10 protein-coding genes are annotated in these 13931 nt (G+C 58.5%); 7 read left to right on the top strand and 3 right to left on the bottom strand.

What is annotated here, in order from left to right; translation table 11 throughout:
• Positions 1 to 188 (top strand): hypothetical protein (locus VGN12_15675; protein ID HEY4310890.1); only part of this gene is annotated, 188 nt, incomplete at its 5' end.
• Between the two features lie 11 nt (positions 189 to 199).
• Positions 200 to 484 carry a hypothetical protein gene (locus VGN12_15670; GenBank protein ID HEY4310889.1) on the top strand — a complete coding sequence of 95 codons (285 nt, stop codon included), beginning with the start codon at positions 200 to 202 and terminating at the stop codon, positions 482 to 484.
• Between the two features lie 393 nt (positions 485 to 877).
• Here the strand turns inward: VGN12_15670 and VGN12_15665 are convergent, their stop codons facing one another.
• The gene (locus tag VGN12_15665) at positions 878 to 1945 is read right to left on the bottom strand and encodes a hypothetical protein (protein HEY4310888.1); all 1068 of its coding nucleotides are present in this window, start codon (positions 1943 to 1945) and stop codon (positions 878 to 880) included.
• Between the two features lie 853 nt (positions 1946 to 2798).
• Complete coding sequence (locus VGN12_15660; GenBank protein ID HEY4310887.1) at positions 2799 to 3491, bottom strand: hypothetical protein; 693 nt, start codon at positions 3489 to 3491, stop codon at positions 2799 to 2801.
• 535 nt (positions 3492 to 4026) lie between these two features.
• Between VGN12_15660 and VGN12_15655 the strand changes: the two genes are divergently transcribed.
• From VGN12_15655 to VGN12_15635, 5 genes are all read left to right on the top strand, one after another.
• Positions 4027 to 4998 (top strand): universal stress protein, encoded by a 972-nt coding sequence (locus VGN12_15655; protein HEY4310886.1) that lies wholly within the window; start codon positions 4027 to 4029, stop codon positions 4996 to 4998.
• Positions 4999 to 5266: 268 nt separating this feature from the next.
• On the top strand, positions 5267 to 5644 hold the full coding sequence (locus VGN12_15650) for a metalloregulator ArsR/SmtB family transcription factor (GenBank protein HEY4310885.1): 378 nt from the start codon (positions 5267 to 5269) through the stop codon (positions 5642 to 5644).
• Positions 5641 to 8691 carry a DUF2309 domain-containing protein gene (locus tag VGN12_15645; protein HEY4310884.1) on the top strand — a complete coding sequence of 1017 codons (3051 nt, stop codon included), beginning with the start codon at positions 5641 to 5643 and terminating at the stop codon, positions 8689 to 8691. The genes VGN12_15650 and VGN12_15645 overlap by 4 nt, the downstream gene beginning before the upstream one ends.
• A 26-nt stretch (positions 8692 to 8717) precedes the next feature.
• On the top strand, positions 8718 to 10130 hold the full coding sequence (locus VGN12_15640) for a proton-conducting transporter membrane subunit (GenBank protein HEY4310883.1): 1413 nt from the start codon (positions 8718 to 8720) through the stop codon (positions 10128 to 10130).
• Entirely contained in the window at positions 10127 to 11626 is a 1500-nt protein-coding gene (locus VGN12_15635) for a proton-conducting transporter membrane subunit (protein ID HEY4310882.1), read from the top strand. Before VGN12_15640 ends, VGN12_15635 begins: the two co-directional genes overlap by 4 nt.
• A gap of 91 nt (positions 11627 to 11717) precedes the next feature.
• Here VGN12_15635 and VGN12_15630 read toward each other — a convergent pair whose 3' ends face one another.
• A complete protein-coding gene (locus tag VGN12_15630) occupies positions 11718 to 13778 on the bottom strand; it encodes a CotH kinase family protein (GenBank protein ID HEY4310881.1) in 2061 nt (686 codons plus the stop codon).
• Positions 13779 to 13931 lie beyond the last annotated feature (153 nt).

Here is a 13931-nt window from a genome sequence, read left to right as displayed (position 1 = left end):
CTGGCAAGGACAACGTCGAATTGATACTCTCGGGCATGGTGGCGTACTCCTGGGGAATTGGGTCCGTAATCAACCAAATTCAAACCCAAGTACGCCGCCTTTTTCAACTCAACTCATCCACAACTTTCGGTTATATCTCCGGCATTCCCAAGGTAGATATCGAAGTTTCATTCTCTTCGCTAGCTTAGACAGGCGCAGAATGACTCAGGGCGAACTCGACGGCAACCGAGACAATGAATCCGACGAGGATAGCGACCTCGATTCAAAGCTCCAGGCGGCGGAGCAGGCAAAAAAAGAGCTGGAGCAAGTGGGCTGGGTCTGGCGAGACGAGAACGATACCAAATTCCTGTGTAACCCCTCAGATCCGGACATTAGGATCTGGTTTCATCCCTATTCTGGCGAACAGCTACTCTCACCGAAATTGGTCGAGCGACTCAAACAGGATGCAGACCGCGAACGCCAAACTGACGCACCAGTCGACTGATGTGCCAAGCATCATGAACCGACTTCAATGATCGCCAGAATCGCCCGCCGGAAGGATTGCGGCAGCGTGCCCCACGCTGCGATCACTTGCCGCAAACTCGCATCCAGAGCGATCCCGCCACCAGCTGCGTCGGATTTCGCGTCGCGCGTCCTCGAAATCGCGTCATTTCCCGAGGAATTTGACGGTTGTTCGACGCCCCGTGGGAGTTCAGGTTTGTTGCCGCCTGACCCATGAAGAAACAATCCCCCTTTTTGGAGGGCTGCAAAAGTCACGTGACTACGGAACCTGGATAGTGGCAGTGCGACTCCGCAAAACAAACGCCAAGGAACTCGTGCAAAGTACTCGCCGGTTTCGTTGACGCTTTAGCTTACCCTAGAATCGGTTCGACACGGCTTACGACCGGTACAGCGCGAGCCCATTCAGCGTCACGCCCAAAGGAATGAGCAGACCAAGCAGCGTCAACGGCATGAGAGTACCCTTGAGGATGCCAAATAGCTGCCGCGACTTCTGCAATTCGTCTCGCTGGCCTTTCAACTCTGCCACGAACCTTGGCAGGCGGTCATCAACAAGCTCTTTGAACATCGTGCCGGCTGCCGCCACATTTGCCCTTGCCGCGCTGATCGATCCCGTAAGCTGTTTTCCAGTCAGCGCAGACATCTCCTTTAGCAAGCTTGCGCTCTGGTCCAAGTTGCCACCAACCTCGCTCAATTGGTCACGCGCCGTGATGAGCACTGCCTTTTCATCCTTCATCAGGACGCGCTCCGTAATGTCCGCCTTGACAGGATACTTAAACGAGACCTTGTTATTGGAAATGGATACCTGCTCTGGAACTGAAAACGCCAGCTCCTTTTTCTCAGCAGAAATACTCTTTGGAGCGGAAAACTCAAAGTCCTTCTCCTTAATGTCTAATCCGTTCGGCACTCCGGCGTGGTTTTTCTTAACCGTAATGCCGTTCGGGTAATTGAAGGAGTATTCCTTCGGCGTTACTTCAATACCGGAAACATAACTGATCGCATAGTCCTTTTTCTGCACGGTAATTGTCGGCACGTCAAAATCATGTTGCGCCGTTTGGATGTCAATCGTCGGCACATGGATGGGCAGTTCCTTTTGCAGATTGTCGCACACCTTGGCAACCTTGCCGGTCAGGTCGTGTAAGTCGCCGACACGCTTTCCCCACCCGTCGAGCAGATTGGAGATATCTTTCGCAGAGTTTTCCAGTGCGACCAACGTACTTTCGTGTGGCGACACCGACTTCTGCAAGCTGACCAGCATCTTGCTTGCGGTTTCGAACACGTCCACGGTCACAGTAATCTGCTTCTCGCCGCGGCCGACGATGTTGTCGAGTTCATCGAGTGAACTCCGCACGCTGGCACTATACATCGCCGACAAGTAGATAATCAGCACGATCGCGAGCCCCCCGATAATCATCTGTCCCAACGCAATGTTCTTGGTAAAGCGCATGCCTGGTCTCCCTTTGTTTTGTATCGTTACCTAATGCGGAATAACGAAGCATCGGGTTGGTCGGTTGCCTCGGCGTGTCTCTCAGCCGTGCGCAAAGTACCCTTTTGAGGGTGGGTCATTCTACCGCCGGCTACGGCCCACGTGACCTAGTGCAAACGCGAGCAGAAAGTCCGCTCTGCAGAGTTCGTGCAGAGATAAGCATGAAAATGGCGCGAATTCATGCAAACGCTGCACAGCGTGTGTTGCCGAAAGGCCAGAATTCGCCATAACTTACGGCAGTTGCACGATTCCTGAATGCACTTCCCAAGCTGGCTGTCGACGGTTCGAGTCCGTTCGCCGCTTTATTGTAGAAGCCATTCAGTAAACGGCTTACCGCCACCTGTCCAAAATGTCCGCCGCCGCTCGGGTGACAGAATTCTTCGCTCCGCAGGTGGCGCGACAGCGAGACTCTCCCGGGATCCACGTATCTTCCGAAGACGCGAGTTTCTCCGGCGGCGATGGCGACGGACCTCGGGTAGATCGACCTGTGCGAGCAAGCTTCAGCCCGTTTTCCTCGCTTCGCGCTAACTCGCGTCGTCGTTGGGATCAGCTCCGGCAGAGCCGGGGACACAGTTGCCACAAAGAGGACCTACTTGCACTGCCCAATAGTCCGGGTCTGGAAGCCCGGCTTGGCGAGCGAGTCTTCCGAGTTCGACGATCGACCGCGCGCCTTCGTCAACGTGCAGTGCAGCTCCACAAGATTTGCAATGCATCGCCGTGGCTCCCTGTACGAAGTATTTCTCTTCTGGCCCGCTCCCGGTCCCGATCACAGCCGGAAGGCACATCGTCAACGCGAAAAGCTGGGTGACTCCGACTATTTAGGAATTACGAGTCGGTCCGGGTACCGTTTGGCCGGTGGCTCCATCTGCGCGCCCAAGTTTTCGACCTCTCGGCCGAGCCCCGCAAACGCACGACCGACATCGTCGACGGCGTAGCCACTACCCTCGACGAGTTTGGCCGCAATCCTCCGAGAATCTCGGATTGTCTCCTCGGTAGCCTCACCGACGCGCTGACCGCTGAATCTCAAGGCAGTTTCCAAATTGTCGGCCGCTGCCCGAAGACGACGACCGGCCACGCGATGCTCGCGCGCTTGCCAAGCCATGCGCCCATGATCAACGTGGTGTTGAGCAATCGTGTGGTAGGCACGCGCCAGGCGCTTATCGAATTCGCGAACCGACTGAATGCCTCGCTCCTCGACGCGCGCGGCTAACTTTTCGAGGTCACGCGCAGCTTCATGCAGTGAGTCCCTCGAATCTTCGGCCAAAGTTGCCGCGTGATCTCGCAACTGTTTCGCAGCGAGGCGAATGCGCTCTCCCGCTTGCGCAGCGTCGACTTCTAGAAAAGCGCCACGAGCGGATTGAAGCGTCATGCCCGTGCCGTCGGTCGCGAATTCTTCACGGACGAGCGAATCGGTCGGTGCTGGTGTCGTGGGTGGATCCGCTGCCAAGCCGGCCAGCGGCAGCGTCAGCCAGGTCGTTACCGCGCATACTGCAGCACTTAAACGCATCTTCGAGCCTCTTTGTTGGAATGAGATAATTCCTACTTTGCGGAGTCAAGAGCATTCCGTGCGGCGCCTTCTGACGACGGAAGCCAAGACGGTCTCGGTTACCACCCTCGACCTGCGTGCTTGTCGTACGAATCCCGAATCTATCGAAGCCTATCGGGGCATTGATTACGCAAAAGGCGCGCCGCTTCCGTTCGCGCGAACCGAAACGTTAAACCAAGGGATGAAGGGCCATTAAAAAGGCGCGAATCCCGGGGAGGGATAGTCATGGCTGTGCGATACGGCGCGCTTTTGCCGCCACGGCGCGCCACGTCATTCCGCATTTCCGAGCGAAAGCATTTGGCAGAGGTCTCAAGATCGATGTAAAGGAAGCCTGCCTGACTCGCGTCGCCCGCCGAATAGACGCCCATACGGCTTGCGCGAGCAACATGGATAACTAATACGACTGCTGATGTCGGCTCGGTGGGTGGTCGCGGTACGGCATTTGCAAATTGAACCTATTTGCCCTTATCAGCGCCATCTCCACTCGGAGACCATCATGTCCGTTTTCAATAGCGTCCTGGTTGGCATCGACCTATTGCAGGAAGACGGGCATGATGCGAGCCGTTTCTCCCTGCCGGTCGAAGAGGCGATCAAGCACGCGCTCTGGCTGGCCGAAAAGACAACCGCCAGCGTTACCTTCTTCGCCGTCTTGAACGATGCCGAAGATACGCTTCCTTCACCAAAAGCAGACGACTCTTGCTTGACGAGCCAGCTTCACCGATCGGGACAGCAGGCGCTCGATCGTCTTGTCGATTCCGCCACGAAGCGAGGTTTGATCGCCAACGCCAAGCTTGTGAGCGGTGAGGCTTGGGTCGAGATCATTCGCGAAGTCGAGCAGAGCGGGCATGACGTTGTCATTGTCGGCACGCGCAATGTGCGCGGCCTGCGACGCCTGTTGTTCGGTAGCACCGCCACGCGACTGCTGCATAACTGCCCGTGCCCAGTTTGGGTGACTCGCCCCGAGTCGAAGCCGATTCCCCACAAAATCTTGATCACCAGCGACTTCAGCCCGGTGTCGGATATCACGGTGAAACTGGGCCTGGCGATCGGAGAACTCAGCGGTGCCAAAGTATCCGTACTGCACTCGGTCGACTATTTGCTCGACCGGCGGTACAGCGTCGGTTTGCTGCATACCAATACCGAGGCTTACCACGCGCACGTCAAGGCGGAAGCACACGAGCGACTGACCGAGCAGTTGGCCCGCGTGGTCGACGGACCGTCAACAGCCACGGTGGATTTGCAAATCGTCGGGGGGGAGAGCGTTCCTGACACGGCTATCGTCGAGTTTATCGAACATCATCAAATTGACTTGCTGATGATGGGGACAATCGCTCGCGGCGGGCTTCCGGGATTGACCATCGGTAATACGGCGGAGCGATTGGTGACTCATGTGCCCTGCTCGATGCTGGCCGTTAAGCCGGCCGACTTCAAATCGCCAATCGCTTCGACTGCGGCGACTAAATCGTGAGCCTCGATGGCTCGGGGTAAATCAATCTCTGATTTCTCCAGGATCGGTCGCCACGCTCGAAAAATGGCGATGCACAAACCGGTCCCTTTCGACCGATGCCTAAACGTTTGAGGTAGGCATTACCCCCCGCATTGACGTGTCGGCGGGTCACCGTCGGTTCGATTTTGGCACAGCCAAATGCTCTTGCGTATCCACTTCTGATATATTCAAATAAGCGAATATTCTGATGTAGTTATGCAGGCCTTGCAGGTGGATCGTGCTCGAGTCAATGCGGCGATTCAAAGCCGACGTCTTTCAAGCCTTGGCACATCCGACTCGCGTTGCCATTGTCGAATATCTCCAACAAGGCGAATTATCTGTCGGCCAACTGTGCGAGAAGATCGAGATCGAGCAAGCCAATGCCTCGCAGCATCTCTCGATTCTCCGCAACAAGCACATCGTCCAGACTCGTAAGGCGGGCAATCAAATCTTCTACCGGCTGCGCGACCCGGCGTTCGGGAAGATACTAACGGCCTTGCGGGAGTATTTCCTAGCGCAGGCAACCGACACGCTCAAGTTATTGCGGACGGAACAGGTCGAAGCCCGAAAGCTGCTAGACCGGCCGGCCGCTTCCGCGCCAAGGGCTCGACGAAGGGCGAAGCGATGAGCAGCTCCGCCGCCACGGAAGGCCGTTACCAAGCGCTTCGAGAGGCAATCGAGGACGCCGCGCGTTTGCTCCCCACGCAAGGCCCGATCACGGTATTCGTGACCCAAAACACGTTACAAGCCTTCGAGGATTTGCCATTCGATAAGGCACTCGAACACAGCGCCGAGACGTTCGGCTGCGAGACCTATCTTCCGGAAGGCAATTACCGCGATGCGCTCACCGCGGGGCGTATCCGCGCCGACGACGTGTGGGAAGTGCTCGAGGAAGATCTCGGAATGAAGGCTGTCGATGGCGTCGCCCGATTAGTCAGCCGGATCGACCTGCGGCTGGCGATGCTTCAATATCCGCTCCGGACCGGGCCCGCAGAAGAGCTCCTGTGGTTCGTTGCCATGACCGACGCCCTCCGGCGCGTCAGTGCCGTCACGCCCGTCGCGGCCAAACAAAAACTGATCGCCGAGACTCGGCGGTGGGTGATGCGCGATCTTCGCGGTCGCAACGGAGCAAACGGAGCAAACGGCGAGTGCTGCCAACCGGATTGGGTGAACGAGCTTTTCGAGAAATTCGGCGAGTCGAAAATCGAAAGCTGGAACGCAGAGACCTGGGAAGCCGTGACGCTCGAAGCACTGTGGCGCGTCTGCCGCGACGGCGTTCGATCGGTGCCTGAAATCAATGACAATCGGCCGCTTCCAACTCGCCACCGTGATCTTCTCCTACGAATCGCCGACACCGACATCGACTTGCAAGTTAATCCTATCCTGATCCGGTTCTCCGCCGCGTTCGTAGACCAAGGAATTGCTCATTGGGTGCTTCCGGACCGCGACAAGGGGTTTTTCCAAGCGTTCGCATCGCTCTACCGGAAGCAGGCCTCGCCAGAGTCGTGGCTGCGGCAGCTTGGCCGCGAAGTTGCTCGACTGCAGGACGCGAATACGAGCGCCGTAGACTCGATTCTCGAGTCGCTTGCAGCACTTGGCGTTCCGCAAACCGACTGGAACGCATTCCTCAAGGAAACGGCACTATCGCTCCGAGGTTGGACCGGCATCATTCAGCAGATCGAGGCTCGCGGCGACCATGTTCCGTACCCGATCCCCGCGGGCACGCTCACGGAATTCCTCGCCGTGCGTCTATTGCTGGAGCGCTTCGCACTATCCGAGTTTTCGAAAAAAGTGCTCGGCTACACCGGCCCCCTAGCGTCACTTCAGAGCGAAATCCTAGAGCGCCTTCCGCACTCGACCAGGTCTAGCGAGGAACAGTGGGCGTTCAATGTCTTCCAGTTGGCACAAGTTCTCGGTTGGCCGCCGGACAGACTCCGTCGGCGGACCGCCGCGGAGTGGACAGATTTGGTTCGCGAGATTGATGCATTCGACAGTTTTCAGCGGCGTCGCATGTTTCACGCGGCCTACGAAAAGCGATTCCACGAACAAGCCCTGGATGCACTCTCGCTTCACACACCGCGACCAGCACCAACCCCGCCGCGATTCCAAGTAATAACATGCCTGGACGAACGCGAAGAGTCCTTCCGCCGGCACCTTGAGGAGACGGCCCGGGATTGTGAAACGTTCGGCGCCGCAGGCTTCTTCGGCGTGGCGATGTATTATCGCGGCAGTGCCGACGCTCACTTCGCGCCACATTGTCCCATCTTCATGCGGCCCGAGCACTATGTCGAGGAGCACCCCGAAGAGGCGACGCAAGAAACCCGCCGGCGACGGAAGGTCCGGTGGATGCTGGGAACAGTCCTTCACAAAATTCATTTTGGCACCCGGGGACTTTTCTCGGGAGCGTTCCTGACGGCTGCGCTGGGAGTGCTGGCTACGATCCCGTTGATTGCCCGCACGCTTTCACCGCGAATTGCAGCCGGTATCCGTACGCGGTTGGCCCACTTTGTCCGCCCGCCGTGTACCCGCCTCGGTGTAGAGCGCGGCGCGTCCGGCTCGGGATTACCGTCTGAGCAGGTCGGCTTCACTGCGGACGAGATGACCGACATGGCGAAGCAGTTGCTGCAAGGTATCGGGCTGCTGCAGAACTATGCGCGGCTCGTATTTGTGATTGGGCATGGGTCGCGGAGCATGAACAACCCGCACGCGTCCGCCTACGACTGCGGCGCCTGCGGCGGCTACGCTGGCGGAGCGAACGCCCGAGCAATCGCACAGATTTTGAACGACTCTCGAGTTCGCGCCGGCTTAGCACGGCACGGATTGGTCATTCCGGACGACACTTGGTTTCTGGGCGCTCTCCACAATACCTGCGATGAATCGCTGGCGGTCTTCGATCAGGATCTTATGCCCGGCAGCCATCGCGCCGAGTTGGATTATGCCCTGGCCGCGATGGAACAGGCGCTCGGCGGAAACGCGCACGAGCGCTGCCGGAGATTCGAGTCCGCACCGCTGACGCTCACTTTCGCCGACGCCAAAGAACATGTCGAGAATCGGGCCGAAGACCTTGCCCAGGTTCGACCAGAATTGGGCCATGCAACCAACGCCGTCTGCGTGATCGGCCGGCGGCAGCGGACCCGTGGCTTGTTCCTCGATCGCCGCGCATTTCTCGTCTCCTACGACCCGACGCGTGATGATCCGGAGTCGACAATTCTGGCACGTCTCCTGGCCGCCGCCCTGCCGGTGTGCGCGGGCATAAACCTTCAGTACTACTTCTCGCGCGTGGACTCGATGGGCTGGGGCTGCGGCACGAAACTTCCCCACAACATCACATCCCTTGTCGGTGTGATGGACGGAGCCGCCAGCGATCTGAGGACGGGACTTCCCTGGCAGATGGTCGAAATGCACGAACCCATGCGCCTGTTGATCGTGGTCGAGACGACACCCCAGGCGATGCTCCATCTCATGTCCCACGACACGGCCCTTGATCGGTTGGTGCGGAATCGCTGGGTACGGCTGGCGGTGCTTGATCCGCACTCATCGCGCATTGAGCTGTTTGAATACCGCAAGTTTTTTCCGTTCCGATCGGTGGCCGACCATTTGCCGGTCGCCGCGTCATCCGCGGACTGGTATCGCGGTTGGCGCGACCACCTGGAGTTCGCGGAAGTCGGGAAGTAATCTCGAAAACGCATGGAAGGCCGATAATGGAAATTGCCACCGTGTTAGGGCTGAGCGTGTTGCTCTCGCCGGTCCTGCTGCTCGCCACGCTCGGAGGCGGCTCTCTCATCGATTGGCCGCTTAGCGAACGCAACATTAACCGCCTGGCTCGCCTGACTATGCTGGTCGGATTGCTTGCGTCGATCGGCGTACTCATGGTGATGCTCATCGGGGGAACTCGCCACGTCACAGTGCTGTCTGCCGCGTGGATTCGCCTGCCACACTACCACTTCTTCGTGAAGTTTGTGTTCGACCGGCTCTCGGTCCCCCTCGTGATCCTGACGTTCCTGCTGTGCGGCATCATCGTGTCATTTGCCACGCGTTACATGCATCGAGAGCGGGGCTATAACCGCTTCTTCACGTTGTTCGCAATTTTCATCGTCGGCATGGTGCTGACCTGCCTGGCAGGTACCATCGAGACCCTGTTTGTCGGCTGGGAATTAGTCGGGTTATCAAGTGCGCTGCTTGTCGCTTTCCTCCAGGAACGGCCGGCTCCGGTTCGTAGCGGCCTCCACATCTGGATCATTTATCGCGTGTCGGACGCCGCGTTATTGCTTGCCGCGATCCTGATGCATCACATGCTGGGAGAAGGCGATTTTGGACGGCTCTTGGCCACGGATCCCGCGCATCCGTGGCCACAAGGCACGATCTCGGCGACGCCGGTCCAGGCACTTGTCATCGGTTTGCTGCTCGTCGTAGCTGCGGCGGGGAAGTCAGCGTTGGTGCCATTTTCCGGTTGGCTCCCGCGAGCGATGGAAGGGCCAACGCCGTCGAGTGCCGTCTTCTACGGGGCGCTCTCCGTCCATCTCGGCGCGTTTCTTCTGTTGCGCATGAATCCGCTGCTCGTCGCGTCGCATCTGCTCGCGCTGTTGGTAATCACCCTGGGGTTGGTGACCGCGACGTACGCGCATGTAGTCGGGAGCGTCCAAACGGATATCAAGAGCGTCCTTTCCTTCGCCTCACTGACACAAGTCGGTCTGATCGTGGCCGAAATCGGTCTGGGCGCCTGGATTCCCGTCTTGTGGTATGTGGCGCTCGCGCACCTCCTTGGACATGCGTGCGTTCGGACGTTGCAATTCGTCCGTGCGCCGATGCTGCTGCAGGATTATCGCCGCTTGGAAGGCGCGATCGGCGGCCCGTTACGGCGACCCAATGCCGGCTTCCTACGACTGATTCCAGTTCGTTGTCGCGCCTGGGTCTACGTATTCGCGCTTGAGCGAGGCTATCTCGACTCGATTTTGACGACGTTCCTGGTAGCACCTTTCGTCAAGCTGTTCGGTTGCTTCGACAGGATCGAGCGGCGGTGGTGCGACTTCCTAGCGGGTCGACAACCGTCGGCAGTGCCTACGCCCTCGGCCGTGGTCCCACCCGCTGCTGATGGGACGAGGTCCTTGCCATGAACGTTTTCGAGGTTCCGTGGCTGGAACTGTCTATCGGCATTCCCTTACTGGGCTCGTTGTGGGTAGCCGGCATTCGGAATCCGGTCATCGCGTTGCGCTGGTGTCTAGCGTTCGCTGCGATCACACTGGGCTGCACGCTATTCGTCTTCGTCGGTCAAGCTACGGGCCGATCACCGACAGGCGCGAGCGAGTGGGACATCCTGCCTCGGCTGTTCAATGCACGCATTCTGGAACTGGACGCATTGAGTGCCCCGCTCCTGCCACTCGTGGCCCTCTTGCACTTGCTGACTGTTCTTACCACAGTCCGCACGAAATTCGCCTTCGATTCGTTTGCCTGGATGCTTCGCCTCGAAGCGGTGCGACTGGCAACCTTCGCGTGCAAGAGCCCGTGGGTGCTGATCGGCCTTCTGTTAGTGGGCGTGGGGTTGACCTGGCTGGAACTCGTCCGCCGCGGCAAATCGACCCGCGTGTATGCCATACACATGGGACTTTTCGCAGTTTGCCTCGTCGGCGGATGGGCGTGCCTTGACCCAGCGCTGCCCGTCAAATCGGCAACACTGGCTTCGCTACTCATATTCGTCGCGGTTTTGATCCGCAGCGGCACCGTACCGGTTCACGTGTGGGTCACGGAACTGTTCGAGCATGCCTCGTTCGGTACCGCTCTTCTCTTCACGGCGCCGCTCACGGGAATGTACATCGCCATCCGGCTGGTACTACCGGTAGCGCCAAGTTGGATTCTGACAGCGATTTCCGTCTTCTCGTTGGTCACGGCATCTTACGGCGCTGGCATGGCTGCCGTGCAACAGCAGGCGCGGCGCTTTTTCGTGTTCCTCTTCCTCAGCAATGCATCGCTGGTGCTGGTGGGAATGGAACTGCATACCTCGCTGAGCTTAACAGGGTCGTTGTTCCTATGGCTTTCGGCAGCTCTCTCGCTGAGCGGATTGGGATTGACGATCAGGGCGCTCGAAGCCCGCTTCGGGCGGCTGTCGCTCAGCCGGTTTTCAGGACTCTACGACCATTCACCGGCCCTGGCCGTGTGCTTCCTGGTGACGGGCTTAGGCTGTGTAGGGTTTCCCGGTACGTTGGGGTTTGTAGGAATGGAGTTGCTCGTCGAGGGCGCGATGGGAGCCAGCCCCGCGACCGCAACCGCGATTGTGCTGACCGCGGCGATAAATGGCATCGCAATCATGCGAGCTTATTTCCTCCTCTTCAGCGGCGGTCGACACCTTTCAACGCTATCGCTGGCGATCACCACACCCGAGCGGTGCGCCGCGATAACGCTTTCGGTACTGATCCTGGGCGGCGGCCTTTACCCGCAAGCAGGGACTGCATCGCTTTATCGCGCAGCGGAGTCGGCGCTGAAGGATAGCGCAGCACATCGTTTAACGAGCCAAGCCAACAAAGAAAGCGCGCATACGGAACCCGACCAATTGCGTGATTCCCGGATGCACCTCCCAAGCTGGATGCCTGGGCCTACCTCCAGAAATGGACCATAAACGACCAAGGCCACATCACACTCTGGTTCAAATCCAGACAGCATCGTGGTTGAGCTCGCGACTGAACCCAGACACGACCTCGATCGGCTCTTTATCGCACATTCGCGGTGTCCAGCGCAACGACGGCGGGCAGATTCATCAGATAGTCGTGGCGCTTTTGGATGAAGTTGCGCAAAGAAACCGTCGAGTGGCGGCCATCGCTCGGGGGCGGAATATTCTCCGAGGACACCGCGAAGTCGAATTCTTGCAACGAGTAGAGCTGGCGCGTCCCTTCGGCGATCGAGGGACGGATGGAAGCTGCAAGCGATTCCACAACCGGCCGCAGCTCGTCCCAATCGAGAAAATCTTCGGCAATGGCGCGCACGTGTTGCAGGTATCTCTGTTGCAGACTAGGGACGGCCAGCAGCCTGCTGCGCAATGGTTTTGACCGGTCTTTCAGTCCTACCAGCGGATCCAATTCCAAGGGGTCCGCGCGACGGGCATTTGCATTGCGTCGGCCGAAGCCAGGACCCATTCCGGGCTGAAACGTCTCATTCGCGTCGTGCGGCAGGACATGAAACAGTCCTCCCTTGTCCAAGTACAGAGAATAGTCGCTGGCGCGAATCCAATAACCGTCTGAATTGATGAGAACATTTTCCAGTGCTAGAAACCACAGGGCCTCGTCGATATCGAGCTGCGGCGCAAGCTCTGCTTCCAGATATTCCAGCGGCGTCTCGCAGAGGGTCTTGCAGAGGCGGATCAATGCCTGCCAAGCATCGTCCTTGTCGTCAGACTTGATTTGATAGATACCTTTATAAGCGGCAACGTCTTCGCCGAGATACGCAAGTCCTCCACGTCCGCCGGGTGAACCAGGTACCTTCCAGCGAGTTCCCGGTTTGCCTGCAAAATTCTCCTCGACGAACGTCTTATCGAACTGCTCCACATTCGCGTACAGCCCCCAGTTTTCGCCGTTGATCACGACATTCACGTAGTTCGCCTTGGGCGCCGGCATGTAGTGTTGCGCGATGTAGAAGTACAGCACCGTGTGCATGCAGGAAGGATCTTCGTGGCAGTTCAGCAGATTCAGAGTTTTGTAGCCATAGAGCCGCTGCTTGGAATCGCCAAAATCGAGCGAGACGTTTAGGGAACGCTTGCGGCCCTCCGGCACTGCAAAGAATGACGACAGTCCGCGAAAATGGACACCGATGTTTTCGTAGACACGACCGTCGACCGTGAGCGTCGCGGGCACTTCTACATCCGTCTTGTAGAAGTCAGCCATCTCGGCTTCCCAATCCGCATCGGCAAAGTCAAGGAATAAGGTTCGCAGCGGAGACGTCAGCGAGTACAACGGTGCATCGACGTTGGCAACATCGCCGGGTGAGACGTGTTTACCGGGCTCTGGCGCCGGGCGCGCTCCTGGTCTCGCGCCCCCGTCATTCCCCGCCGGCCCGCCGGGGGGCGGCCCAAGGCCGGGGCCTGGGCTGCGGCCGGTCGGATGTTTCTTCATCCATTCACGGGCGGCGTCGCGCTCCTTGCGGTTCAGCTTACCGTCACCATTCTTGTCGAACTGCTTGATCAATTGCCGTTCTCGTTGCATCGGCCCGCCCGGCCCCCCTGGCCCGCCAGGGAACGAAGGACGCAATACCGACTCCGGAAACTTGAATTCGGCCCCCATGAGCCTGGTCCATTCGGGTCGCTGCTGTTCGGAGAGCACCGCCATCGCGGAGGACTCCTGTTGCTTCCGATCCTCGTCCGAGAGCAAGAACGGGGGACGATCGTCCTGCAGGTCTTGAAGTTTCTGCTGCTGCTCCTGCGAAAGTCCCAGTTCCTTCGCGGCCTCGGGCCGTAGCAGTGCTGCGAAGCTTTCGCGCTGGCGCAGCAATTGATCCAAGCGTTTGGCCTGTGCTGGCTGCAGCAATTTATCGATCTTGCTCCGCGTGGCCTCCGCTGCCTTTGTCATTCGTTCTTGCATTTGCTCGAAGCGTTTTTCGCGGTCGGCAGGATCCAGATCGCGCATTTCCGCTGGATTGAACCGTTGAAAGCCGGCTTGCATTTCCTTTGTTTGGTCAGCAAGTACTTTCTCGACCTGCTTTTTTTGAGCGGAGGTAAGCTGAAGTTCCTGTTGCACCTCAGCGGACGCGAGAAGGACGCCCAGTTGATTGGGAGGTCCCATACCAGGCGGCGGACCTCCAGGGCCAAATCCGCCACCGGGAGGAGGACCAAAGCCCGGCCCAGGTTGGGCACAAGCATTCCCTCCCATACTTCCGAGCAGAAGGGTCGTTATCAGCGCGCCGAACGCGCATTGTTTCCGCATGTTCATTCGCAT

The organism is Pirellulales bacterium (assembly GCA_036499395.1).
GTDB lineage: Bacteria > Planctomycetota > Planctomycetia > Pirellulales > JACPPG01 > JACPPG01.
The sequence above is the reverse complement of the archived record's forward strand: the minus strand, read 5'-3'. Positions and strand labels throughout refer to the sequence as shown.